The organism is Algibacter amylolyticus (genome assembly GCF_014202225.1).
GTDB lineage: Bacteria > Bacteroidota > Bacteroidia > Flavobacteriales > Flavobacteriaceae > Algibacter_B > Algibacter_B amylolyticus.
The window spans coordinates 191,713-217,701 of the sequence record NZ_JACHGE010000009.1; the positions used below are offsets into that span (position 1 = coordinate 191,713).

Genomic DNA, 25,989 nt, shown 5'->3' on the forward strand with positions numbered 1-25,989 from the left:
AAGCCAATATTTAGTTGGTTTACTGTGGTTAACGCAATTTAAAAAAGTTTAATTTGCTATTAGGACTTGGAAAAAATAAGAGATTAAAATAAAAAAGCCTGAAACTAATGTTTCAGGCTTTTTGTTTGTGACCGGGCTGGGGCTCGAACCCAGGACCCTCTCCTTAAAAGGGAGATGCTCTACCAACTGAGCTACCAGGTCATTATTCCAAACTAACATAACATGTGTTTTTGTTAGCGGGTGCAAATATAGTACCTATTTTTAATTATGCAAGGATTTTTTAACTTCAATATTTGGAAACGGAATTTGAGGCACGTGGAACCTAAGTTTGAGTTTGAATATTTAGAATAAAAATATTAATAAAACAGATGTCTTGAGCTTTAATAGGGAGGAGGTAAATAGAAAAGAGTTAAAAATATAAAAGCCCGAAACTAAAGTTTCAGGCTTTCTGTTTGTGACCGGGCTGGGGCTCGAACCCAGGACCCTCTCCTTAAAAGGGAGATGCTCTACCAACTGAGCTACCAGGTCATTATTCCAAACTAACATAACATACGTTGTTGTTAGCGGGTGCAAATATAGTACCTATTTTTAATTATACAAGGGTTTTTTTAAATAAATTTTTGTTTTTTTGCACTCGGAATACGTATGTTTTTAAGAATCAATTTATAACGAGAAAATGATAATTATTTTAATAGGGTATATGGCATCTGGAAAGACGTCAATTGGAAAGAAATTAGCAAAAAAATTGAATTATAATTTTCTAGATTTAGATGATTTTATAGAAGAAAAAGAAAATATGTCGGTTAGTGAGATATTTAAAACCAAAGGAGAAATCTATTTTAGAAAGCAAGAAGCGCATTATTTAAAAGCTTTATTGGAGTCTGAAAATAACACTATTTTATCAGTTGGTGGAGGAACACCGTGTTATAGTGGTAATATGGATGTTATTTTAAAATCAGAACATGCTAAGTGTATCTATTTAAAGGCCACATTACCAACATTGGCAAATAAACTATTGCTAAAAAAAGCAAAACGTCCTTTAATTTCTCATATAGAAACTATAGAGGAGATGACCGAGTTTATAGGGAAGCATTTGTTTGAGCGCTCTCAGTATTACAGTCGAGCTGAAATTAAAGTTTCAATTGATAATAAAACTAAAGATGATGTTGTCGAGGATATCGTTCTTCAACTATTCTAAAACAGCACTAAACACCTTACCTTCTAAAACCACGTCTATATGTTCATGTAGCGAGGTAGATAATGAAATACCCTTAAAATCTGCTTTTACAGGGTATTTTTTATGGTTTCTATTTACTAATACAGCTGTTTTAAATTGTTTTAATGGCACATTTAAAAAGTGTTTTACACCATAAATTAAAGTGGTGCCAGAGTTTAAAACATCATCCACGAGTACAATAGATTTGTTTTTGTATTCTTCTTCTTTAATAGATGTTTTTACCTCTTGCCAAGGGTGTTTTTTATCAATACTAACTTTACAAAGTACTGGTGTTATATCAGATATTTTTTGAAGTACAGTTTTTAATTTTTTTGCAAATACATAACCATTCTTGTCTATTCCAGCAAGAACAACCTCTTTTTCATTAACATTACTTTCATAAATTTGAAAGGCAATGCGTCTTATTTTATGGTTAATTTCGTTGTGATTAAGAATAACATTAGTCTTAACAGTCATAATTTTGGTTATATAAATTAAAGGTTAAAATTACTCATTTTTATTTGTTTATTATATTTTATTCGGCGGTCAAATTTAACAGTAATATAAATTATAGTAAATAGTTATATATCAGTTATCGTTGTTTCATCTGTATAATCATCAATATCTCGTCTATCTTTTTTAGTAGGTCTTCCAGTTCCTTTTTTTCTATAATAGTCTTTAGAGTATTTTAAAAGTTCCTTGGCCTCAAATTGTTCTTTTGGTGTAATATCTGTTCGGTAAAGGTCTACGAGTTTTGCTCCAATTCTACTTTCTGGAATATCATTAACCTTTATCTTATAATTTATTTGTTCCTTTCTTAATTGAATAGTGTCTAAAGGGTAAACCTCGCGGCTAGGTTTAACAACATCATCATTCACCCTAACCTGTCCTTTTTTGCAAGCAGTTGTGGCTATTGTTCTTGTTTTATAATATCTAATACACCATAAATATTTATCTACACGCATATAATTAATGTGTTAAAGGGCGTTAATAATGTTGTGCAAGATTATATTAAAATTGTATCTTGCAGCCTCAAAAATACGTAATAATGAGTTTAAGAAAAATAGGTTTTTTTATATTAAGTTTTGTTTTAATATTTTCTTCTTGTAAGAAAGACGACGATAATGGTAGTACAACTGTTACCATTGAAGTTGCCGATAGAACAGAACAACAGGTTATAGACGATTCTTTATTAGTTGATTATTTAGAAAGACACTATTATAACTCTAGTGCTTTTGGCGACTCTAATACCAACCCAAGTCTTGCTGATTTAAATATAGAAGAACTTCTAGATGGAGAAACTTTAGAAGATGGTAACACGTTGCTAGGCGATTTATTAGATGTTCCTGGTTCTGCATTAATTACTAAAACAGTTGAATATTTAGATACAGAATACAAAATTTATATTTTGAAATTAAATCAAGGTGGAGGGGCTGATTCTCCAAACTTTTCTGATACAGTTCGTGTTAATTATGAGGGGTTTACTCTAGAGAATAGTGTATTTGATAGTGCGGCTACCCCTGTAGATTTTGATTTAACTTCGTTAATTCCAGCTTGGAGAAAAGTTCTTGTAGATTTTAACGTAGCAGAAGGTTTTATGGATGGAGACGATGGTGTTGTTAACTTTACCAACCGTGGTGTAGGTGTTATGTTTTTACCTTCTGGATTAGGTTATTTTTCTGGAGCTACAACGGGTATTTCTTCTTACTCACCTTTAGTATTTAAGTTTGATTTGTTACAAACATTTGAAAATGATCATGATTTTGATGGTATCCCATCGTATCTTGAAGATTTATATAAAGCAGATGGTACACCAGGAAGCGACGGTGAATACACTGTTAATTACGAAGATTTAACAGATGAAACTGATGATGATACTGATGGTGATGGCTTTGCAAATTATGGTGATTCTGATGATGATGCCGATGGTGTATTAACTAGAGACGAATTACAATCTAATACCTATGTAGTAGATACTAATAATGGTGACGCAGAACCAACTTTAGATGATACCATGGAGTTTGAAGTAGGGAGAACTGAAGTTGAAGGTGTAATTACTATTAAAACTTTAAAAATTGTAGATTCAAACGGTAATAATATTGGAGATCATTTAGATGCAGATATTATAGAAATAAATAATACTGACGATTACTAGTAAAGCAACAACACTTTATAAAACTAAAAAACCTCGCAAAAGCGAGGTTTTTTAGTTTTATAAGAATTGCAATTATTAAAGCAACAACGATAAACTTAAAATAAGCTGATCTGGTCTTGTATCTAGTCTATCCACATTAATACCATTGTTACCTATAAATGTGGCTTCGTTCTCACTAAATCCGCGTTCGTATCTTAAATCTATTCCTAACTTTTTAAAGTTAAGAGCAATTCCAAAGTTTAAGCCCACCGAAAAATCTTCTTCTACATTATCTATAGTAATACCTTCAAATTCGGTATCTAAAATGTATTGTAACGAAGGTCCTCCAAAAACACTAATTGGCCCTAAAATTTTTATACCAACCAAAAGCGGTGCATCTAACTTTTGCATACTAAACGTGTCGTCATTATAATCACTTTTTGTGCTGGTATAAACTACTTCTGGTTTAAAGTAAATGTCTTCTCCAACTTTACCAAATAACCCAATATGATATCCTACATTTCTATCTGGGTTGCTGTAATTATCGCTAATAGATTCAAAATAATCGCCATTAGCATTGTAATTTAGTCCACCTTTTATTCCAATACCTTGCTGTGTTTGAGCCATTGCAGTTATAGGTAAAGCAATAGCAGTAATTAAAATTAAAAATAGATTTTTACTCACGCCACTATAATTTTTAAAGTGGTCGTGAAAGTTTTGTAAACTTTTCATAATGTTCGTTTTTTTAGATTTCATTAACAGTAACAAAAACGTTGCCAAAAGTAATTTATTTCGTTTTTAAGCTATCATTTTTGTTTTTTAGTATTCATATACCTTATTTTCAAATGGTAAAATAATACAAATATTACGTATTTCTAAAATAAAAAAACTTATTACTTGCACTTATTTTATTTGGTAATGGGTATTCTATATCTTTGCCGCTTTATACTGTTGAAATAATGAAATTCGAATTACTAGCAAAAGACGCTCAAAGCAAAGCAAGAGCAGGGAAATTAACTACAGATCATGGTGTTATAGAAACGCCTATTTTTATGCCAGTAGGTACTGTAGCAACAGTAAAAGGAGTGCATCAACGCGAATTGAAAGATGATATAAATCCCGATATTATTTTAGGTAATACCTATCATTTGTATTTACGTCCTCAAACTCATATTATAGAAAAGGCTGGCGGACTTCATAAATTTATGAATTGGGATAGAAATATTTTAACCGATTCTGGAGGTTACCAAGTCTATTCTTTATCGGCCAATAGAAAAATTAAGGAAGAAGGTGTAAAGTTTAAATCGCATATTGATGGAAGCTACCATACATTTACACCAGAAAATGTAATGGAAATTCAACGTTCCATTGGAGCCGATATTATTATGGCTTTTGATGAGTGTACACCATATCCATGCGACTACAATTATGCAAAACGATCTATGCACATGACGCATCGTTGGTTAGATAGATGTATAAATCATTTAGAAAAAACACCTTTGAAATACGATTATAACCAAGCGTTTTTCCCTATTGTTCAAGGAAGTACATATACAGATTTACGTAAACAATCAGCAGAATACATAGCAAATTCGGGAGCTGTTGGTAATGCTATTGGAGGACTTTCAGTAGGTGAACCTGCAGAAGAAATGTATGCCATGACCGATGTAGTGTGTTCTATTTTACCCGAAGAAAAACCAAGATATTTAATGGGTGTGGGTACACCAATCAATATTTTAGAAAATATTGCGTTAGGTGTAGATATGTTTGATTGTGTTATGCCAACTCGTAATGCTAGAAATGGTATGTTATTTACAGCGCATGGAAGCATAAATATTAAAAACTTAAAGTGGGCAGACGATTTTTCTCCTATTGATGACATGGGAATTACTTTCGTGGACACCGAATATAGTAAAGCTTATTTAAGACATCTATTTACTGTTAATGAGTTGTTGGGTAAACAAATAGCAACAATACATAATCTAGGGTTTTATTTATGGTTGGTTCGAGAAGCAAGAAAACATATATTAGCAGGAGATTTTAGAACCTGGAAAGATAAAATGGTTAAACAAATGGATAACCGTTTGTAAAACATAAATAGATATTAATTATTTAAGCGTTATTGATATCTTTTTTTTGAAGGAAAGCAAAAAATGAAAATACTTGATTGGTACATATTAAAACGGTATTTGTTTACTTTTACCATGTTGCTATTATTATTTATACCAATAATGATAACAGTTCACCTTGCTGAAAAAATTGGTAAAATACTTGAAAACGAAGTGCCTTTTGGAGAGGTAATGGCTTACCTATTAGATTTTACTATTTACTTTAGTTATTTACTTTTTCCTCTTTTTCTATTTATTTCTGTAATTTGGTTTACTTCAAAATTAGCTAACAATACAGAGGTTATTGCCTTTTTAAGTTCTGGAGTGTCATTCTCTAGGTTTTTAAGACCATATTTAATTGGAGCTGCTATTGTTGCTGTTTTTTCAATAATTCTAGGTTTATATTTAGCACCTAAAGCTAGCGAAGGTTTTAACGATTTTAGTTATAAGTACTTTAAAAAAGGAAAAAGCGCTGTCGATAACACCAATGTGTTTAGGCAAATTAATGACAACGAAATTATTTATGTTAGTAATTTTAATGTGAAAAACAAAGTAGGTAATAACTTTACTTTAGAGCATTTTGAAGATAATAAACTTAAATATAAAATTACAGCTAGTAATATTAGATACTTGCCCGAAGATACTATTTATAGATTAACAAACTATTTAAAGCGTGATATTGGAGAACACGAGGATGAAATCGAAGTTCTAAGAAGAAAAGATACATTGTTCGCTTTTGATGTCGATGAGCTAATCCCTGAAATTTATGCTGCCGAAACTAAAATGTATGGCGAGCTTAAAGAATTTATAGATAAAGAAGAAGCAAGAGGATCCTCAAACGTGGGGCGTTTTAAATTGGTATTATATAGAAAATGGAGTTTACCGGTTTCTGTTTTTATCTTAACTATTATTGCTTTGGCGGTGTCTTCAAAAAAACGACGTGGTGGAATGGGCGTTAACTTAGCTATAGGTATATGTATTGCTATGGTTTTTGTTTTTTTTGATAAAATCTTTGGTGTTATGGCAGAGCAATCCGATTTCAGCCCAATTATTGCGGTATGGTTTCCTAATATCTTATTTGGTATTTTAGCAGCATATATGTTGTATAATGCTAAGCGATAAAATAAAAAACTTTCTTCACCTTCACCTTTTAGTTTTTATAGCAGGTTTTACAGCTATTTTAGGTGAAATAATAACTATTACGGCTATTCCTTTAGTTTGGTTTAGAATGGTAATGGCTACCGTGTTAATTTTTATTTATGTTTTATTAGTTAAAGTTAAACTGAAAATAACTTTAAAATCGTTTTTAAGCCTATTTGTGGCTGGAGTTATTATTGCATTACACTGGATTACCTTTTTTGGGGCCATCGATGCCTCAAATATATCCATAACATTAGCCATGTTCTCAACAGGTGCTTTTTTTGCATCATTAATAGAACCTATTATTTATAAGCGTTCCATTATTTGGTACGAAATACTGTTTGGCGTTATTGTAATAATAGGAGTGTTCATTATTACACAAAGTGAAATAAAATACCTTACAGGAATTGTTTTAGGGATTTTATCGGCCTTTTTGTCTTCGTTATTTGCTGTTCTAAACGGTCATTTTTTAAAAAAACATTCTGCAACTGTTATTTCCTTTTACGAGTTTATTAGTGGCGTAGCATTTATTAGTATTTATATTATGTTATTTGGCGAAGGGTTTACCAAGGATTTCTTTATTTTAAGCCTATCAGATTTTTGGAGTTTGTTCATTCTAGCTTCTGTTTGTACGGCCTATGCATTTATAGCTTCAGTATATATAATGAAAAGCATAAGTCCTTATACTGTGGTATTAACCTATAATTTAGAGCCTGTTTATGGTATTGCAATGGCCTTTATTTTATTTCCAGAAACAGAAAAAATGAGTACATCATTTTATTATGGAGCACTTGTTATAATTAGTGTTGTGCTTTTAAACGGGATACTTAAAAACAGTAAAAAGTTAAAAAGAAAGACGCCATAGCCCTTAAACAAAATTAAAGTTTTTATATTTGCCATCTAACTAAAGCTAATAGCCAAAAAAGAAATTCTTATGGAATATTTAGAATTTGAATTGCCAATAAAAGAACTAGAAGACCAGTTACAAAAGTGTAAGGTCATTGGAGATGAAAGTGAAGTTGATGTTACAGAAACTTGTAAACAGATTGAAAAGAAGTTAGCGGCTACTCAAAAAGAAATTTATAAAAATATAACACCTTGGCAGCGTGTACAATTGTCACGCCATCCAGAACGCCCATATACTTTAGATCATATTAAAGCCATTTGTGGTTCTTCTTTTTTAGAATTACACGGCGATAGAAGCTTTAAAGACGATAAAGCAATGATTGGTGGTTTAGGTAAAATTGGGGACCAAAGCTTTATGTTTATTGGTCAACAAAAAGGTTTTAATACTAAAACAAGACAATATAGAAATTTCGGGATGGCAAATCCTGAAGGCTATAGAAAAGCTTTACGCTTAATGAAGTCTGCCGAAAAATTTGGCATTCCTGTAGTAACGCTTTTAGATACTCCTGGTGCTTATCCTGGTTTAGAAGCTGAAGAGCGCGGACAAGGAGAAGCTATTGCTAGAAATATTTTAGAAATGACACGCCTTAAGGTACCTGTAATAACTATTGTTATAGGAGAAGGAGCTTCAGGAGGTGCATTAGGAATAGGAGTAGGAGATAGAGTTTTAATGTTGGAAAACACGTGGTACTCTGTAATTTCGCCAGAATCTTGTTCTTCTATTTTATGGAGAAGCTGGGAATATAAAGAACAAGCTGCCGAAGCGTTAAAATTAACTGCTACAGATATGAAAAGACTGAAGTTAGTTGATGGTATTATAAAAGAACCTTTAGGAGGTGCACACAGAGACAGAGCAAAAACATTTAAATCTGTTAGCGATGCCATCGTGAAAAATTATAATGAGTTAAAAGACTTATCTCCAAAAGATTTAGTAGCACAACGTATGGATAAATATGCTCAAATGGGCGTATACAAAGGCTAGAACTTTTAAAACAAAATTTATTAGAAAAGACTGAGGTGAATAACTTCAGTTTTTTTATGCTTATTCACAATATTTATGACTTATTAACAGTTCAATTGTTAACGAGTGGTGAACATTGAAATACGATTATTTACCAAAACCATTTTCTTTTTAATTACTTTCGTTGCTATGAAACAACCCAATAATTTACAAGGCTATAAAGTTGATAAAAGTACTATTATCAACCTAGAAAAAGGTAAGATACCACCGCAAGCTCTTGATTTAGAAGAGGTTGTGCTAGGTGCAATGATGATTGATAAAAAAGGTGTCGATGAAGTTATCGATATTTTAAGTGCAGATGCATTTTATAAAGAAGCCCATCAACATATCTTTGAAGCTATTTTTCAGTTATTTGAAAATAGCGAGCCGGTCGACTTATTAACCGTTTCTACGCAATTAAAGAAAAACTCAAAACTAGAATTATCTGGAGGCGATTTTTATTTAATTTCTCTTACTCAAAAGGTGTCTTCTTCTGCACATATCGAGTTCCATGCACGTATTATTTTACAGAAATTTATTCAGCGTAGTTTAATTAAAATATCAAGTGAGATTATTGAAGAGGCTTACGATGAAACTAGAGATGTTTTCGATTTATTAGATACAGCAGAATCCAAATTGTACGAAGTTACACAGGGTAATATTAAAAAGTCAAGTGAAACTGCGCAAGATTTAGTAATTCAGGCTAAAAAGAAAATTGAAGAAATTTCAAATAAAGAAGGTCTAAGTGGAATTCCAACTGGTTTCAATAAATTAGATAAGTTAACTTCTGGTTGGCAACCTTCAGATTTAATTATTATTGCTGCACGTCCTGGTATGGGTAAAACAGCTTTAACATTATCTATGGCTAGAAATATTGCTGTAGATCAAAATATGCCAGTGGCATTTTTCTCTTTAGAGATGGCTTCTGTACAATTAATTACCCGTTTAATTTCAAGTGAAACCGGGCTTTCTTCTGAAAAATTAAGAACAGGTAAACTTGAAAAACATGAATGGGAGCAACTTAACGTTAAAGTTAAGGGCTTAGAAAAAGCACCATTGTTTATTGATGATACGCCATCACTTTCTATTTTCGATTTAAGAGCAAAAGCACGTCGTTTATCCTCGCAACATGGTATTAAATTAATCATGATTGATTATTTACAGTTAATGACGGGTGGTAGTAATCATGGTGGAAACCGTGAACAAGAAATATCGATGATTTCTCGAAACCTTAAAGCCTTAGCAAAAGAACTTATGGTTCCGGTTATCGCACTTTCGCAGTTATCGCGTGCGGTTGAAACTCGTGGAGGAAGTAAACGTCCGTTACTTTCAGATTTACGTGAATCTGGAGCGATCGAGCAGGATGCCGATATTGTAAGCTTTATCTTTAGACCAGAATATTATAAAATTGACGAATGGGATGATGAAGAGCGTTCGCCAACCGAAGGTCAAGCCGAATTTATTGTAGCAAAGCACCGTAATGGTGGTTTAGAAAATATTCGTTTAAAGTTTATTGGACACTTAGGTAAATTTGATAACCTAGAAGATTTTGATTCACCATTCGAGTTTCATTCTAAAATGAATGCGGCCGCTAATGATGATACTTTTAAAACAGATAATTTTAAAGCAAGTCCAGATCAAGCTTTTGGAAGTTCGTTTAATGATGACGATGATAACGAAGTACCGTTTTAATTATCGAAGAACTTAAATTGAATAACCTTAATTCCTTTCATTTTTTTAAGTGAACGTGGTTCTAGTTGTAGCGGTATTTTTTAACATCTAATATTTTTATAAAATTTTTAATCAGGCATATTTTTTGAGTATCTTTCAACCTATGAAGAAAGCCCTATTCATATTAATAATATTCTGTTCTACACAAATGTTTGCGTCTTACATCCTAATTCCTATGGATGTGGAAAGTCAAAAAAATCATTTAAAAGCATACGGAATAACGTATTGGACACTCAATAAACAGCTAAAGGTAAAATGGCTACTTAATTATAAAGGAGGTTCTTTTTTGTTACCAGATACCGAATCTATTCAGCGAGAATGCCAAATTAGGGGCGTGTCTTTCGAGGTGCTTTCTAATGCTAAAGCAGAACAAATTTTAGCAGACATAGCGAGCCCAAGTCAAAATATGGAAGCTGTGGTTTTAGAAAAAGCTCCAAAAATTGCGGTTTATACACCAAATGGGAAGCAACCTTGGGATGATGCTGTTACTATGGTTTTAAAATATGCCGAAATTCCTTATGAAACCGTATACGATGAAGAGGTTTTAAACGATGGTTTGTTACTTTTCGATTGGTTGCATCTTCACCATGAAGATTTTACGGGACAATACGGGAAGTTTTACTCGCAATATCGAGCGTCGTCATGGTACATAGAAGAAAAAAAAGCAGCTGAAGCTTTAGCTCAAAAATTAGGATATAGTAAAGTGTCGGACGAAAAGTTGGCCGTAGCATTAAAAATTAGAGATTATGTTGTAGGTGGTGGTTTTATGTTTGCCATGTGCAGTGCGACTGATAGTTTTGATATTGCACTCTCTGCAGAAGGTATTGATATTTGCGAACCTATGTTTGATGGCGATGGTAGCGATGCGGGCTATCAAAACAAAATAGATTTTAATAAAACCTTTGCATTTAAAAATTATATTCTAGAAACAAATCCAAAAGTTTATGAGTTTTCATCCATCGATATGACGAGAAAACGTAAGATTCCTAAAACAACCGACTACTTTTCTTTAATGGAATTTTCAGCTAAATGGGATCCAATACCAACTATGTTATGTCAAAATCATACGGCCTTAGTAAAAGGTTTTATGGGGCAAACTACATCTTTTAATAGAGAAGAAATAAAATCTAACGTTTTGGTACTTGGTGAAACTAAAATAAATGGCGAAGCCAAATACATCCATGGTATAAAAGGGAAAGGTTTTTTTACATTTTATGGTGGTCACGATCCGGAAGATTACCAGCATAGAGTAGGGGATGCTAAAACCGAATTAGATTTGCACCCTACTTCACCAGGTTACAGACTTATTTTAAACAATGTTTTATTTCCTGCCGCAAAAAAGAAGAAGCAAAAAACATAATCTATGTTATTATTCAATAATGTCTAGGGTATCCATTGCGTTTTGAATCTTATTTTTTTGTTCGTTATAAGTGTTTATGGCAAAATCGGTATCAGGAATGGTTTTAGCCATATTTAAATAGTTTTGCTCGTTGGCCAAATCGCCTAAACCAAAACAGGCTTCTGCAAGTGTAACATAAATCCACTCTTTATCGCCTCTGTTTACAAACTCTGGAGCTTCCACAATTTTACTCCACTTGTTTAGTAACGCTTTCCATATTTTTTTGGCTTGTCCGTAGTTGGCATATTTATCAAATTGATCTGTACTTAAACTAGCTTTTATAGTGTAAAGAAAAGCAACGTTAATACCATTGTAATAATCTTGTTTTACGTAATAGCCTCTTTCGTAAAAATGGATAGCTTCATTTAAAAACGATAAATTTTCTTTGTTTTCGTAAAGCCTTTTGTTAATGGCGCCCAATAAACCTAATGTTTCGGGATCGGTAGTGGTTTTTGGATTAAGCGATTCTAATATTTTAAGAGCCTCTTTTAAAGCTTCTTCTTCCGATGGTTGTTTGGATTTATAGGTCGTTAATGCAAATCGTTGAATAATAAAACTATCATTGGGTTTGCTCTTAATGGCTTCTTTAAATAAATCTTTGGCAAATTGGAATTCCCTAGCCTTTGTTTTACGTTCGGCCAGATCCAATAAATCCGAAACTGAATGGCTTTCGCTTTTAACGGTTTCCTCTATTTTTTCAATCTCATTTTCCGAAAAATTAGGCGGTTTTAAATTTGGTAGAAAGGTGTAAATAGGGCTGTCAGTTTCAGGTTTAGACAAAAAGCTTTCGACTTGTATTTTTAGGTGTTTTTGAAACCTTACAACTTCAGAATACCCAATATCCGATTCTAAATGTTCGTAAAAATGAACTAGAATATGGTTTACATCAAATGGTATGTTAACCTTGTTTTCGGCAATTACAATAGTTGTGTTTGGTCTTAAGGCGTGCCTAACTCCCAGTTCGTACAAGGCATTGGCATTTAATGTTGAAATGTCTGCTACTACAAAATCTGCTTTAAATATACTTTCATACATTTTTACATCTATTACGCCAGATTGCGGCAAATCGCAGGATCTGAAACAAAAAATATCTAAGTCTTCAAAAACTGGTTTAATAATGCTTTCAAAGGTTTTATCGAGATTTATGGTACGTCCCGTTTCAAAATCGGTTTTCGTTCCAAATCCAATGATTACAAAACATGTTTTTTTCATCTGTTAATTTTTATAGCTCTTAATGCCGTTAGTCTATAATTATATAGGTTGTTTGAGCTCTTGTTATATTATACAATATGTTCTGGTTTAATTTGAATTGCAGCGGACTTAGAGCCTATTTCGTACAACTTATCTTTATTTTTAGAATCCGACATTTCTCGAAGTGACATCAGGTCTATTTCAGTATAATTCAATCCCAACATATTCATTTCTTCTTTTTCAAGCATAACATTGTATCTTACATAACTTAAAGCGGGTTTTGGAGTGAGTAAATCGTTTTTTAAATCTAATATTTCAGAATCTATTTTCCGCGGAACCGGGGAATTTGAAAGATACTGCAATATCGTTTGGTTTAGGTAATTGGCATCTTCCATAAACATTTCGGGTATTAAGGTAGCCCAACCTAAAAGTCCTTTTTTTGAAATTTTTTCGGCATTATAACGTTTTGTGAAAGTTCCGGTTCCTAACGATAGTAGAGATAGGTTATCTTCACCAGTTTCCCATTTATAAGGATATTCCTTTAAGGTAGCCACTAAAAATAATTGCAATGCGGGATTGTTTGCTAAACTAACTCCACCGTCAATAAAAGCTCCAATCTCTCCATTTCCAACATCAATTTTCTGAGGAATAAAATAACTTGGAGCTGCCGCACTTGCACGTATTACATTTCTTAGTAAAATGTCTTTATTTTGCTCGAAAAACTTTCCTTCAGGATGGTTAAGAATAGGCCAGGTACTTAGGGTATCGGCACGTTTGGTAACACAACATAACCCTGTTTTTATTTTGTCGCTTCCCATTGTTATGTCTCCAAATACTTCTTTTAATGCGTTTTCAAGAGGCTTAAAATCAAATTCTGCTTTATACCGTTTTAAGGGGTTTAAGAGCCAGCTTCTTTTTACACCAAAAATTTTATCTCCAATATTTAGATACAAATCTTTAATCTCTGAAGCAGTCATGCCAATGGCCAACCCAGATGCAATTATAGCTCCTGTAGAAGTACCCCCAATTAAATCGTAATACTCACATAATTTAAGATTTGGGTTTCCTTCCCGTTCGCGTAAAATGGTTTCAATACGTTCAAGGAAGCCAAGTGTAATAGCGCCTCTAATGCCGCCACCATCTAAAGCTAAAATTCGTTTTGGTTGATTGTTACTCATGTGTTTTTAATTTTTAAATGTTATGCAGGTTTATTTTAAGACAGGGAAATGCTTTAAATATTTTTAATTTGGATAACGTACTTGTACCCATGCCGCCAAACCTTCATATATAACATCTACTACAAAAACGATTTCACCTGAATAAATAATGTCGCCGTTAAGGCTAGCATTTGTATCATAACTAGGCATTGAAGTCCAAACTTTGGAATTGGTAAGCGCAATAATAAAATCGTTTGGCCTAGGAAAGTCATCTATAGCTGTTTCATCTATACGATTAAAATAGCGTTGCGTGTTATTTGCATTTGTGTATGGGATGTAGCCAGACTTTACTAATAATTTTTCTATTGCATTTGCAGCTTTCAAATAATGCTCGTTTCCTTGGCCGTATGTAGAGACGTAGGTCAAATACATTTGTAACGTATTTGTTTTCACAGCCAAATTCCAATCTGCATCATATACTGTGGAATTTACTTCTTGATAAGGGGTAACGGTATCGTAATCACCTTCATCCATAGAGCCAAGGACGAATAAAAATACTAGAAAACAAAAAATGATAGTAATTATAGCTCCAATGATAATTACCGTTGTACTACAACCAGAACTTTTAGTTACTTTATTTTGTTGGGCCTTTAAAATTTGGGCTTTTTGTTGCTCCTCTCTCTGTTGTTTTTCTTTTAGCTTTTCTTCTTTTAATTTAGCTTCTGCTTTTACTTGCGCTTCCCGTTTGAGTTTTTCTTCTTCCTCTTTTTTCTTCTGTTCGTGGTTGTCAACTTCTACAGAAATATCCGATAGTTTTTCTGCAACTTCGGTTTCTAAATTAAGAGCTTTTATAAGACTATTAATACCTTTTTGGTGATCCTCGGTAAAATTGGCATATTGAAAACGGCGTAGCCTAAAAGGAATTTCGCAGGCTTCCATAAGTACAGGAACTATTTTTTTGTTTTCCTCAAGGGCATAAGAAACCTCATCCATTACGTTATGGGACATTACAGAGCTGTTGGATAAAATAACTAAAAGAACTGGCGAGGTCTTTAACGCTTTTTCAATGGATTTGTCCCAGCGCGCTCCAGGGTCAATGTCTAGTTGATCAAGCCAAATGTCTGCACCAGCACTCCTCAGCTCTTTGGCGAGATTCAATACAAATTTTGAATTATCTCTACTGTAGCTAAAAAAAATTCTTGAAGACATGATTTATATTTTTTTATTTACTATAGATAATTTTTACCCAAATAGTGCTACCGCTTTTAATTACATCTGTTACTCGTACTTTTTCACCTTTTTTTATAACGTCACCATTTCTAGCAGAGTTTGAATGCACACCAATAACGCCTTTTCTAACATTTCTTGCTTGTTTTGCTATAACAATGTCTTCTTTGTTGGGGTTTCCTCTGTCTTCATTAAAGCTGAATTCTCCATTGACATCTTTCCAAAAATATTTTAAAAATAAACTGTTACCATTGGATTCTTTATATTGAATAAAGCCTTCTTTTTCAAAAATTGAATCTATGGCTGTGTTGGCTTCATCAAAATGCGGGTTATCTGAACCGTATTTTTTCATGTAATTTAAATACTCATCAATAGAGTTCGTACGTGCTGCAAAGGCCCAATCTGCATCATAAATATTAGTAACAGGTTTTGGAGGAGCTGCCTTCGCTATTGAATCTTTTATGACTTCTAGATTTTTAATAGAATCTCTTTCTTTAATAGAGTCTCTTTCTCTAATGGAGTTTGCTTTATTAATAGAGTCTGCTTTTCTTACCAAATTTAATTTGTTAATGGAGTCCGCTTTTTTCACGGAATCTGCTTTTGTAAAAGCATCTGCCTTTTCTATACTCGTTTTTACAAGTTTTTGGTTCTTATCGCCTGGGGCTGAATTAAAAACTCCCGAAAAGTATAATATGCCACATAACAAAACGATAGCACCTATAGCATAGTAAACTGTATTGTTTTTGGATAGAGTAGGAGTTGTAGGTTGCTGATAGGTATGGGTTATGGGTTTGGTATGGGCGGTAGTTTCTTTTTTTTCTTGGATTTCCTTTTTTATCTGTTCTGCTTTTTGGGTTTCTGCGGCTGTAACATTACTGCTATTTGATGCTGCTACATCAACCAATTTAGATGCGACATTTTGCTCTAAACCAAGGGTTTTTATTAAGGCATTTATTCCTTTTTTATGGTCTTGACTAAAATCTGCATATTGCAGACGTCTTAGTCGGAATGGGATATCGCAGGTTTCTAAAAGTACAGGAACCACTATCATGTTTTCTTCTAGGGCAAAAGAAACTTCGTCCATGACGTTGGTAGATTCTACAGAACCTTTCGATAAAATAACTAATAGGGTATTGGAATCGGCTAATGCTTTTTCTATGGATTTATCCCAACGTGTCCCTGGTTTTATGTCTAGTTGATCCAACCAAATATCGGCTCCTGCTAATCGTAAATCTTTAGCGAGATTTAACACGAACTCCGAATTATCACGCGAGTAGCTGAAAAAAATTTTGTTTTTTGACATGTTTATATGTTATATTAATATTAGATTAAAATTTGTGCTATTAATTAATTCTAATAATAAGTATATCTATAACAGGTCGTAGGTTTCTTTAAAAATTGAGTTATCGCATGGGTACATCTCACCATGTATACCAATCATGAGCCAATCGTTTTTTTTACCTTTCATTATGCCTTCCATGGTTTCTACTTCAAAAGGCTCTTTTATTTGAATGCAATTTACAGGAATAGGCTTCTTTACCGCTTTTTTGAATTCCAATTCTGGAAGCTTACCTTTTGTAAATTTGAGCATCTTATAAAATTTTAATTAATTTACGACAAAAATTTCAATTTTAAGAATTTAATGTACTCATCATCAATGTTTTCCGTGTTCATCATGGTTGTGTAGGCAGTAAAAGCATTGGTGTGGATGGATATTTTTTCTCGAATTCCAGCCATTTTTGAGGCCTTAGCGTAATAAGCTTTAGAGGTTTCCAAATCGCCTAAATATAAATTAGCTTCCCCTAAGGTGGCAAGTTTCCACATGGTGTTTAGCGGTATTTTTTCGGTTGCATCAATGGCAAGTTGTGCATAGGTTTTTGTTTGGTTATAATCTTGATTAATAAGTAGGTTTAAAAAAGCTAAATTAATGGCGTGGTAATATATTTGGTCGTAATTTTTGTTTTCGTTAGCAATTTCTAGTGCTTTGCTATAAAACTTAAGAGCTTCATTACCATCATTAGAAGTAAAATCGTTTAAATATTTTCGTTTATATCGTCCAGCCAAAATACCTAATAAGTTCGAATTGTTTTTGGCCAGCGGATGTGTTTTTAATAGGCTTAAGGCCTCTTCGTTTCTGCCCATGCCTTCTAATGCAAAAATTAATTGTTCAAGTCCACGTTTATCTATATGTTCTATTATTGGTAAAAGTTTGTTTATTACGGTATTGTATTGGCCAAGTAAAATATTTATTTCTTCTTCTGAAGTGTATGTGTTAGAAAATGAGTTATTTGTAAGTGTGTTTTTTATTAAAGTGTAGGTATCATTGTCTTTTTTTAATTGTTTAACCATTGAAAAATGAGTGCCAGCAACCGTTACGCATTCTTCTGGGTTAAAAGCGCTAAAGTTCGATTTTGTAGATACAAATTCATCGTGGGTTGCAGAAACAACTCTTAAGGTAAACGGATAGCCACTTTTAAAATGTTGCTTCCAATCGTTTCTAAGGGTTTTTATAAAAGGGGCGTTTTTACTTAAATCTTTTAAAATGGTTTGCCACGCGTTATTTTTTGTAGATTGTTTTAAGCCATTATTGGGTGTTCCAAATAAAAAAACATGGCTTATTTTATCTCGCAGACTTTTATCCAAATCTAAAATAGCCCGTTGTACAACCAATCCGCCCAAACTATGAGCAACAATGGCTATGCGGCTGTATTTACCAAATTTATGTTTAACCGATGTTTTTAAATAATCGGTATTAATATTAATGTCGTTTTTAGAGGCCCAAATGCTTTTTCCAAGTTCGGGATGCACATTTTTACTGTATCCAAGAGGAAACATATCCCATCCGTCTAGTTTTTTTTCTTTTGCCAAATAATTTGGTATGTTTCCAAAACTTTCAGTGGCATCTCCTGAAAATCCATGTACAAACAAAATAACATTGTTAGCAGTTTCGGTTTCCTTATATACAGTAATCAGTTCTTTTTGTGTACTTTTATCTGCTTCAATGGCAGCGGTAACGGTTTGGTTTATTATGTTTTTTGAATTAGTTGGAATGCTACTTAATATGAAATCGTCATAAATTTGAAGGTTGGCATACGGATTTTGAATAGGGTTGCGCTCTGGTACTTTTTTAAATATATACTGCACCACTTCAGAAATCCTCACAAAAGGTTCGTCAAAATGGTTTTTGTGCTTTCCTTTTAAAACTTCAATTAAACATTTTGTATATAGGCTGTTGCTGTCCCCTTCTAAAATATACGAAAGTTGGTTTTCTCTGCACGATGAAACAATTGACATGCCTTGTCCATCGTCAATACGCTGCGCCAAACCATCGGCCTGATCCAAATGGTCTTCTGGGTTTTGGGTAGATGCGTTTTCAACCGATTTAGTCATTCCAGCGGCATGACAGCAATCTAGAAAAAAGATTAAGCGTTTGGATTTTATTTGGGCTATTTTTTCTCTTAACTCTTCAGCTTTTACCCAAGTGCTTTCATAGTTTACAGGATCAAAATTATTTGGAACTAAATAAAATTGTTTCCAAGGTTCGTAAAAACCACCATGTCCGGAATAGAAAAGCATAACGGAAGAAGATGGGGCCGTTTTTTGTATTAATTCATCAAAAGCATCCAATATACCTTGTCTTGTGGCGGCCTTTTCGGTTAAAAGTATAATGTTTTCAGGAGGATAACCAGCTAGTTTTTCATCGGCCAAAATATTATATATAGCCTTGGCGTCTTTAACAGTAACAGGTAAATCGTTTCCAATTCCAATAAGTAAAGCGTAAGCATTTTTTAAAGTCGACATAAGTTATGTTCAATTAAATTTTACATTATTGTATAGTGTTTTTACCTCGTTTACTTGTTGTTGGCTTATTGATGAGTCTGCCGAATTAATTATATCTAAAATGGCCGAAATTAGTTTTTCGTTATTTATACTTAATACACCAGTTTCTTTAAGTTTGTCGCTTAGCATGATGCTTGTTAAATTTTCGGGATCCACCGTATTTGATTTTGCTAAAGACACCAATTGGTTTTCTAAATTTACTTTTAAATCTACTAGTTGTTGGTAGGGTGATTTAGAGCCATTTGGTGTAATGGAAATTTGAGGAGCCGATTTAGAAACAGCATTGGGCTGTATGTTTTGTAATAGTTGTTTTGCTTCGGTTAATTTTTTTTCGAAAGTTAACGAAAGTCCAGTACGGTCTGCTTTAATAGAACCTAAGCGCTCAAAAGTTTTTGCTAGATATTTCCGGAATAGAAACAGAATAATAAGCAGGGTTAATGGCCAAATGAGAATTTCTACTAACTTAACAATAAGCTCCAAAGTATTGGGTTGTTGGATTAGTTGTTTCATTTTTTATAAATGTTGGTTTATAGTTAACGCTATTAATCCATAACATTTTTAAAATATTCTGTATGTTTTTAGGGGAGAAAAAAAGGAGATTTATAAATGTTGTTAGGGTTTATAAATTTTATCTACAACAGGTTTAAGTAAATTATCTTTGGTTTTAATTATTAGTTAATCGCATCTATATTAATACATAACAAATATTCAAGTCTTGCAAAACGGCATAGATTGAATCATTTATAAAAGCATTAAAATTTATTATTTAATTTTGTGTGCCCTTTATACTCATACTATGTAAGCTAAAATTTTGTTTAAGTTACATAATTTTAGTAATATAGTATATAAGTGGGGTGTAAAATTTAGATTCTTTAATTATCCCTTTAACATATACTAATTTCAAATAAGGCACTTTTTCTGTGTTTAAAAATAAAAATATAATACTATGGCATCTAAAAAAGCAATTATAAAAAAAATACAAATTGTTTTAACTAAGCATTTCGATTCTCCTCAAGCTGCTTTTAATTTTTTTGATAAAAATGGAGATGGTAAATTGTCTAAAGCTGAAATTGTAAAGCTTTTAAAGGAAGCAGAAATTAGTGGTTTTATTCGAGGCTTAGTAGGCTCTACACTTATTAGTGGTTATGATAAAGATGGAGATGGTGAAATAAACTGGAAAGAATTTAAAAAAGCAATAGCAGAAATGGCAAAAGATATTGATTAATTCTGTGTTGCAAATATGAAGTGGTTCCAAAAAGAGTTAAAACTTAAAGTGTTTAGTAGAGGTTTTCATTTAATTACAGACGACATTTTACATGCTATTCCTGAAATTAAAGAAATAAAAATAGGGCAGATGCAGGTGTTTATTAAACATACGTCTGCTAGTTTAACCATTAACGAAAATGCAGATTTCACCGTAAGGTTGGATTTTGAGAGTCATTTTAATAAATTGGTTCCAGAAAATGCACCATATTACAAACACACCTATGAAGGTCCAGACGATATGCCTGCGCATATTAAAGCATCACTACTAAGTACATCTGTGCAGATACCAGTTACAAACGGAACACCCAATTTAGGGGTTTGGCAAGGTATTTATTTATGTGAACATCGCGATTATGGTGGATCAAGAAATCTTGTAATTACAGTTTATGGCACTTAACGTTTAGCTTTTATTAGTTTATCTAAAATGTATTCCACACCAAAATTATCGTTACTTTTTGTTTTATGGTTGGCTATGGCTAACACATTATCATGAGCATTTTCCATGGCGAAGCTATAGGTAGCTAGTTTTAGCATTTCAATATCATTATTGTAATCGCCAAATATTAAAGTTTCATCCTGAGAAATATTATAATTTTCCTGTAGCATGTTTATAGCATGACCTTTATTTGCTAAATCATCGGAGATATCAACCCAGTTTTTTCCCGATACTTTTATTTTATAATGCGATTCAAAAGGTTTAAATACGGGGTAAATATACTTTTCAGAATCTTGAGAGTGGTATAAAGCTATCTTTATTATATCCTCTTCAATCTCTTTTATATTTTCAATTACTGAATGGTTAGGATAATACTCTTCCAATGTATTTAGTAAACCATTGGATATAGATTTTTTACTAAAATAAGCTTTTGATGGCGTACAATAAACAGGATGAATGTGGTTATTGCTATCTATTAAATGTACTAACTCAATTAAGTTATTGGTTTCTATAGGCGTTGATAGTAAAAGCTTGTCTTTATTAATAACAATGCCACCATTTTCGGCAACAATTATAATATCATCTTTTATGGTTTGTAGCTTTTCTGTAATGCTGTAATAAGGTCTTCCACTTGCAGCGACAAACAAAATGTTGTGTTGTTTTAAAGATTTAAATAATTCGAAAAATAAGGGACTAACTTCATGTTTGGAGTTAAGTAAAGTACCATCCAAATCGGTAACAACAAGTTTTATGTTCGATAAATCCATAGGCTAATTTTAATATTAATTATGTTCTTATGTCATTTTGAGTGGTAGTTCAACTAAAAAATGTATCGAGAACTAATATAAGTACAAAAAAATCCGATTCTTTCGAATCGGATTTTTTATTAAGCGAATAATATGTTTTACAATAGGCTAAGCGCCTTATTTTACTTTGTCAACTACGGCTTTAAAAGCCTCAGGGTTATTCATAGCTAAATCTGCTAAAACCTTACGGTTTAATTCAATTTCATTAGCTTTTAATTTCCCCATAAATTGAGAATAAGATAAACCATGTAATCTGGCTCCAGCGTTAATACGCGTAATCCATAATGCACGGAATGTTCTCTTTTTTGCTCTACGGTCTCTGTACGAGTATTGCATCGCTTTATCAACCGCATTTTTTGCTACTGTCCAAACGTTTTTACGTCTTCCAAAGTAACCTTTTGCTTGTTTAAGCACCTTTTTTCTTCTGGCTCTTTTGGCTACAGAATTTACTGATCTTGGCATAATTTTAAATGTGTTTTGTAGTAGGCGGTCAAATACATGACACTTTTAATTGAGCCTAACTCCAGGGTTTATTAATTGTTTTAACCGATTAAAACGAATGTTACTTTAAACGCATCATTGTTTTAATGTTATCCTCATCTGCTTTATGTACTAAACCATCATGAGTTAACTTAAGCTTACGCTTTTTAGACTTCTTTGTTAAGATGTGACTCTTAAAAGCGTGCTTTCTTTTAATCTTACCAGTACCTGTAAGCTTGAAACGCTTTTTGGCACTCGATTTTGTTTTCATTTTAGGCATTTTCTTTTCCTAGTTTTTAATTATTTCGCTTAATTATTTTAGTGCTGTTGGTGTTTCAGCATCTTATCTTTATTCTTATTTACACTATCAACTTAAGTTAATGTAGTATTCAGAATTAAATTTTATTACTTTCTTGGAGCAATAAACATGGTCATACGTTTACCTTCTAATCGAGGCATTTGTTCAACCTTGCCATATTCCTCTAAATCTTGAGCTAACTTTAATAATAAGATTTGCCCTTTTTCTTTAAATATGATCGAACGTCCTTTAAAAAATACAAATGCTTTTAGCTTTGCACCTTCTTTTAAGAACTTCTCAGCATGTTTCTTTTTAAATTCGTAATCATGATCATCTGTATTAGGACCAAAACGAATCTCTTTAATAATAACTTTAGTCGCTTTAGACTTTAAAGCTTTATCACGTTTCTTCTGTTCGTAAAGAAACTTTTTATAGTCCATAACTTTACAAACAGGTGGGTCAGCATTTGGAGAAATCTCCACTAAATCTAACTCTTGTGCACTGGCTACTCGCATAGCGTCTCCTTTGGTGTATATTCCAATTTCTACGTTGTCTCCAACTAGACGTACTTTTTGAGCAGTAATCTTCGAGTTGATTTTATGCTTATCTTCTTGCGAAACCCTTCTAGGTTGCTGTCTTCTTCTAATTGCTATGGCTTTATGGTTTTAAATTAAACTTATTATCTTTTTATGTATTAAAACGTTTTCAACGTTTTTTTAATGTCTTCTTTTATTATTTCAGAGAAGGCTTCTACACTTATCATGCCTAAATCTTCTCCACCGTGTTGTCTTACAGTTATTTTGCCTTCTTGCTCTTCTTGCTCCCCAATTATAATCATATACGGGTGTTTTTGCATTTCGGCCTCTCTAATCTTCTTACCTATAGTCTCATTTCTATGATCTACAAGGGCGCGAATTTCGTCATTTTCTAGCAAATTTAAAACTTTTTCAGAGTATTTTTCATATTTCTCACTAATTGATAATATAATAGCCTGAGTTGGCATTAGCCAAAGCGGGAAATTACCTCCAGTATGTTCTAGCAATAATGCTACAAAACGTTCCATACTTCCAAAAGGAGCTCGGTGTATCATAATTGGTCGGTGCGACTCGTTATCACTACCTTTATACGTTAAATCAAAACGCTCTGGTAAGTTGTAATCTACCTGTATGGTTCCTAATTGCCAACGTCTTCCTAAAGCATCTTTCACCATGAAATCTAACTTAGGGCCATAAAAAGCAGCTTCACCTTCTTCAATAACAAAATCTAAACCTTTATCAGTTGCAGCATTTATAATAGCTTGTTCGGCTTTTTCCCAGTTTGCTACATCACCTATATATTTGTCTGGATTTTTTGGATCCCTTACAGAAACCTGTGCAGTAAAGTTTTCAAACCCTAACGATCCAAATACATAAAGTACCAAATCAATAACATCTTTAAATTCTTTATCCAATTGTTCTGGCATACAAAACAAGTGAGCATCATCTTGAGTAAATCCACGTACACGGGTTAAACCATGTAATTCGCCACTTTGCTCGTATCTATATACAGTACCAAACTCAGCATAACGCTTAGGTAAATCCTTATAACTCCATTGGCTACTATTATATATCTCGCAATGGTGTGGGCAATTCATAGGTTTTAATAAAAACTCTTCGCCATCTTTAGGTGTTAAAATGGGCTGAAAACTATCTTCACCATACTTTTCATAATGTCCAGAAGTCACATAAAGCTCCTTTTGTCCAATATGTGGTGTAACTACCATTTCGTAACCAGCTTTTTTCTGTGCAGCTTTCAAAAAATTTTCTAAACGCTCACGTAAAGCAGCACCTTTAGGTAACCATAAAGGCAAACCTTGTCCAACTTTTTTCGAGAATGTAAAAAGCTCCAACTCTTTACCTAATTTTCTATGGTCACGTTTTTTAGCTTCTTCCAACATGGCTAAATACTCCGTTAACTCCTTTTGTTTAGGAAAAGAAATTCCATAAACACGAGTTAATTGAGGTTTGTTCTCATCACCGCGCCAATAAGCACCAGCAACACTCAATATCTTAACCGCTTTTATAATACCAGTATTAGGTATGTGGCCACCACGACATAAATCAGTAAACGTAGAGTGGTCGCAAAACGTAATCGTGCCATCCTCTAAATTCTCAATCAATTCAGTTTTAAAAGCATTGTCCTTATATAAGGATAAAGCATCCGCCTTCGAAACCGCTCTTAAACTAAAGTCATGTTTCCCACGCGCAATCTCTAACATTTTAGTTTCAATAGCTTTAAAATCCTTTTCAGATACCGTATGCTCACCAAAATCTACATCATAATAAAACCCATTTTCAATAGCAGGTCCAATGGTAAGTTTCGCGCCATCATACAATTCCTCAATAGCTTGAGCCAAAACATGGGCACTACTATGCCAAAAAGCAGTTTTACCAGCATCGTCTCTCCAGGTATATAAAACCAAAGAGCCATCCGTTGTTAATGGCGTAACCGTTTCTACAGTTGTACCATTAAAACTCGCCGAAATAACATTTCTAGCAAATCCCTCACTAATGCTTTTTGCAACATCCATTGGTGTAACGCCTTCGTCAAACGTTTTCACACTACCATCAGGTAAAGTAATATGTATCATAAATTAAATTGAAATTCGGGTGCAAAGATAATGAGTATAAAAGTATAAACAAACCAACACTATATATATATAGGTATAAATTTTTAAATAGGGCGTTACCCAAGGGTCGGGCTATCCATTTCAAGTCCTCGCACCTCCTTCGTCGGGCTGTGGGCTTTCCATTATTATCCCTAACGCGGGTATGTCTGTAATGGTCTAGCTAAACGATTAACAATAAGTGAATCCTTTTATATAAGTACATTATAAAAACTGAATCTTTTATCCTGTTTATTAAAGGAGTAAGCTTAACATACATTATATGGAAGGTTGGGAGGGAGGTAAGCTTGTTCTATACAATAAAGCTAACCAATCATACTAGTATTAAGGTAGAGTAAATAATAATGTCTATCACCGTGTATTATGTATATGTAATTAGGAGGCTATGCGCTATATAATAACAAGAACGATTAAAAACTTACCTAGTCTCATATAAATACAGTCTAGATCAGATAGGTATAATATGTAATTGTAAAGATAGATTAAGGGACAAAACAAGTAATATCAGGGTAAACAATTCTGTAAAACATAAAAAGAGGTTAGGGGTTTTTTATAAAGTGTTTTTTTTGTGTTGTAAATAGCAGTAAATAAGTCTTTTAAAGGAGTGGTATTAAAAAAGTAAAAAAAAGATAAAAAAAGTCATTGTCAAAATAAAAAAGGATAGTAAGTTTGCACCCCGTTAAAAACGCAATAAGTGTTTAAGGGAACGTTCATAAAAGGTTGATTAATGGTTTTAGAAAGGTTGAAAAAACTTTTCAAAAAAAACATCAAAATCACTTGTAAGAGTTAATAAAAAGGTTGTAGATTTGCAGCCGCTAAAAACGGTAATTATCGCAGATAGCAAAACGCTCATATTAAAGGTTTGGATGTTGTTTTTAGGAAGTTAAAAAAAACTTTTTAAAATAAATCAAAAAACTATTGTGAGAGTTAAAAAAGGGTTTTATATTTGCACCCGCTAACAAGGAAACGAGTTAACAAAAGAGAAACAA

25 protein-coding genes and 2 tRNA genes are annotated in these 25,989 nt (G+C 32.8%); 10 read left to right on the plus strand and 17 right to left on the minus strand.

Annotated elements, in window-relative coordinates; translation table 11 throughout:
• Positions 1-128 precede the first annotated feature (128 nt).
• Positions 129-201: transfer RNA gene (locus HNQ90_RS15455), tRNA-Lys, on the minus strand.
• A 254-nt stretch (positions 202-455) separates the two neighbouring features.
• Positions 456-528, minus strand: a tRNA-Lys gene (locus HNQ90_RS15460).
• Positions 529-676: 148 nt separating this feature from the next.
• On the opposite strand from HNQ90_RS15460, the gene HNQ90_RS15465 reads away from it, so the two are divergent.
• Positions 677-1,198 carry a shikimate kinase gene (locus tag HNQ90_RS15465; protein ID WP_144116433.1) on the plus strand — a complete coding sequence of 174 codons (522 nt, stop codon included), beginning with the start codon at positions 677-679 and terminating at the stop codon, positions 1,196-1,198.
• Here HNQ90_RS15465 and HNQ90_RS15470 read toward each other — a convergent pair.
• Both HNQ90_RS15470 and HNQ90_RS15475 read right to left on the minus strand, forming a co-directional pair.
• Positions 1,190-1,693 (minus strand): phosphoribosyltransferase domain-containing protein, encoded by a 504-nt coding sequence (locus HNQ90_RS15470; protein ID WP_144116432.1) that lies wholly within the window; start codon positions 1,691-1,693, stop codon positions 1,190-1,192. The two genes, HNQ90_RS15465 and HNQ90_RS15470, sit on opposite strands and share 9 nt — an antisense overlap.
• A gap of 104 nt (positions 1,694-1,797) precedes the next feature.
• Entirely contained in the window at positions 1,798-2,181 is a 384-nt protein-coding gene (locus HNQ90_RS15475) for an RNA-binding S4 domain-containing protein (protein WP_144116431.1), read from the minus strand.
• An 83-nt stretch (positions 2,182-2,264) separates the two neighbouring features.
• Here HNQ90_RS15475 and HNQ90_RS15480 point away from each other — a divergent pair, with 83 nt between their 5' ends.
• The gene (locus HNQ90_RS15480; RefSeq protein ID WP_144116430.1) at positions 2,265-3,371 is read left to right on the plus strand and encodes an FKBP-type peptidyl-prolyl cis-trans isomerase; all 1,107 of its coding nucleotides are present in this window, start codon (positions 2,265-2,267) and stop codon (positions 3,369-3,371) included.
• A gap of 75 nt (positions 3,372-3,446) precedes the next feature.
• Here HNQ90_RS15480 and HNQ90_RS15485 read toward each other — a convergent pair whose 3' ends face one another.
• Positions 3,447-4,082 carry a PorT family protein gene (locus HNQ90_RS15485; RefSeq protein WP_260847850.1) on the minus strand — a complete coding sequence of 212 codons (636 nt, stop codon included), beginning with the start codon at positions 4,080-4,082 and terminating at the stop codon, positions 3,447-3,449.
• 227 nt (positions 4,083-4,309) lie between these two features.
• Here HNQ90_RS15485 and tgt point away from each other — a divergent pair, with 227 nt between their 5' ends.
• The 6 genes from tgt (at position 4,310) to HNQ90_RS15515 (ending at position 11,595) form a co-directional block, all read left to right on the plus strand.
• On the plus strand, positions 4,310-5,440 hold the full coding sequence (gene tgt / locus HNQ90_RS15490; RefSeq protein WP_144116428.1) for a tRNA guanosine(34) transglycosylase Tgt: 1,131 nt from the start codon (positions 4,310-4,312) through the stop codon (positions 5,438-5,440).
• Between the two features lie 63 nt (positions 5,441-5,503).
• On the plus strand, positions 5,504-6,580 hold the full coding sequence (locus HNQ90_RS15495) for an LptF/LptG family permease (protein ID WP_144116427.1): 1,077 nt from the start codon (positions 5,504-5,506) through the stop codon (positions 6,578-6,580).
• Positions 6,567-7,463 (plus strand): DMT family transporter, encoded by an 897-nt coding sequence (locus tag HNQ90_RS15500; protein ID WP_144116426.1) that lies wholly within the window; start codon positions 6,567-6,569, stop codon positions 7,461-7,463. Before HNQ90_RS15495 ends, HNQ90_RS15500 begins: the two co-directional genes overlap by 14 nt.
• A 69-nt stretch (positions 7,464-7,532) precedes the next feature.
• Positions 7,533-8,486 carry an acetyl-CoA carboxylase carboxyltransferase subunit alpha gene (locus HNQ90_RS15505; protein WP_144116425.1) on the plus strand — a complete coding sequence of 318 codons (954 nt, stop codon included), beginning with the start codon at positions 7,533-7,535 and terminating at the stop codon, positions 8,484-8,486.
• 168 nt (positions 8,487-8,654) lie between these two features.
• Complete coding sequence (gene dnaB / locus HNQ90_RS15510; RefSeq protein ID WP_144116599.1) at positions 8,655-10,196, plus strand: replicative DNA helicase; 1,542 nt, start codon at positions 8,655-8,657, stop codon at positions 10,194-10,196.
• A gap of 142 nt (positions 10,197-10,338) precedes the next feature.
• Positions 10,339-11,595: an asparagine synthetase B gene (locus HNQ90_RS15515; protein ID WP_172625874.1), complete on the plus strand. Its 1,257-nt coding sequence runs from the start codon at positions 10,339-10,341 to the stop codon at positions 11,593-11,595.
• A 9-nt stretch (positions 11,596-11,604) separates the two neighbouring features.
• Here the strand turns inward: HNQ90_RS15515 and HNQ90_RS15520 are convergent, their stop codons facing one another.
• The 7 genes from HNQ90_RS15520 to HNQ90_RS15550 all read right to left on the minus strand — a co-directional run bounded on the left by HNQ90_RS15520 (position 11,605) and on the right by HNQ90_RS15550 (position 19,559).
• On the minus strand, positions 11,605-12,846 hold the full coding sequence (locus tag HNQ90_RS15520; protein WP_144116424.1) for a TRAFs-binding domain-containing protein: 1,242 nt from the start codon (positions 12,844-12,846) through the stop codon (positions 11,605-11,607).
• A 68-nt stretch (positions 12,847-12,914) separates the two neighbouring features.
• Positions 12,915-14,003 carry a patatin-like phospholipase family protein gene (locus tag HNQ90_RS15525; protein WP_144116423.1) on the minus strand — a complete coding sequence of 363 codons (1,089 nt, stop codon included), beginning with the start codon at positions 14,001-14,003 and terminating at the stop codon, positions 12,915-12,917.
• Between the two features lie 63 nt (positions 14,004-14,066).
• Positions 14,067-15,191: a toll/interleukin-1 receptor domain-containing protein gene (locus HNQ90_RS15530; RefSeq protein ID WP_144116422.1), complete on the minus strand. Its 1,125-nt coding sequence runs from the start codon at positions 15,189-15,191 to the stop codon at positions 14,067-14,069.
• Positions 15,192-15,204: 13 nt separating this feature from the next.
• Entirely contained in the window at positions 15,205-16,512 is a 1,308-nt protein-coding gene (locus HNQ90_RS15535) for a toll/interleukin-1 receptor domain-containing protein (protein WP_144116421.1), read from the minus strand.
• A gap of 66 nt (positions 16,513-16,578) precedes the next feature.
• Positions 16,579-16,800, minus strand: a complete 222-nt coding sequence (locus HNQ90_RS15540) for a hypothetical protein (RefSeq protein ID WP_144116420.1) — start codon at positions 16,798-16,800, stop codon at positions 16,579-16,581.
• 20 nt (positions 16,801-16,820) lie between these two features.
• Entirely contained in the window at positions 16,821-19,010 is a 2,190-nt protein-coding gene (locus HNQ90_RS15545; protein ID WP_144116419.1) for a caspase family protein, read from the minus strand.
• A gap of 9 nt (positions 19,011-19,019) precedes the next feature.
• The gene (locus HNQ90_RS15550) at positions 19,020-19,559 is read right to left on the minus strand and encodes a hypothetical protein (RefSeq protein WP_144116418.1); all 540 of its coding nucleotides are present in this window, start codon (positions 19,557-19,559) and stop codon (positions 19,020-19,022) included.
• A 436-nt stretch (positions 19,560-19,995) separates the two neighbouring features.
• Between HNQ90_RS15550 and HNQ90_RS15555 the strand changes: the two genes are divergently transcribed.
• Both HNQ90_RS15555 and HNQ90_RS15560 read left to right on the plus strand, forming a co-directional pair.
• Positions 19,996-20,274 (plus strand): EF-hand domain-containing protein, encoded by a 279-nt coding sequence (locus tag HNQ90_RS15555; RefSeq protein WP_144116417.1) that lies wholly within the window; start codon positions 19,996-19,998, stop codon positions 20,272-20,274.
• Between the two features lie 15 nt (positions 20,275-20,289).
• On the plus strand, positions 20,290-20,712 hold the full coding sequence (locus tag HNQ90_RS15560) for a secondary thiamine-phosphate synthase enzyme YjbQ (RefSeq protein WP_144116416.1): 423 nt from the start codon (positions 20,290-20,292) through the stop codon (positions 20,710-20,712).
• Here the strand turns inward: HNQ90_RS15560 and HNQ90_RS15565 are convergent.
• From HNQ90_RS15565 to thrS, 5 genes are all read right to left on the minus strand, one after another.
• A complete protein-coding gene (locus tag HNQ90_RS15565; RefSeq protein WP_144116415.1) occupies positions 20,709-21,518 on the minus strand; it encodes an HAD family hydrolase in 810 nt (269 codons plus the stop codon). The genes HNQ90_RS15560 and HNQ90_RS15565 overlap by 4 nt on opposite strands.
• Before the next feature lie 156 nt (positions 21,519-21,674).
• Entirely contained in the window at positions 21,675-22,019 is a 345-nt protein-coding gene (gene rplT, locus HNQ90_RS15570; RefSeq protein ID WP_092853079.1) for a 50S ribosomal protein L20, read from the minus strand.
• A 100-nt stretch (positions 22,020-22,119) separates the two neighbouring features.
• Positions 22,120-22,317 carry a 50S ribosomal protein L35 gene (gene rpmI, locus HNQ90_RS15575; protein ID WP_067150881.1) on the minus strand — a complete coding sequence of 66 codons (198 nt, stop codon included), beginning with the start codon at positions 22,315-22,317 and terminating at the stop codon, positions 22,120-22,122.
• 125 nt (positions 22,318-22,442) lie between these two features.
• Positions 22,443-22,988, minus strand: coding sequence for a translation initiation factor IF-3 (gene infC / locus HNQ90_RS15580; protein ID WP_222103375.1), 546 nt, complete (start codon positions 22,986-22,988; stop codon positions 22,443-22,445).
• 41 nt (positions 22,989-23,029) lie between these two features.
• On the minus strand, positions 23,030-24,964 hold the full coding sequence (gene thrS / locus HNQ90_RS15585) for a threonine--tRNA ligase (protein WP_144116413.1): 1,935 nt from the start codon (positions 24,962-24,964) through the stop codon (positions 23,030-23,032).
• Positions 24,965-25,989 lie beyond the last annotated feature (1,025 nt).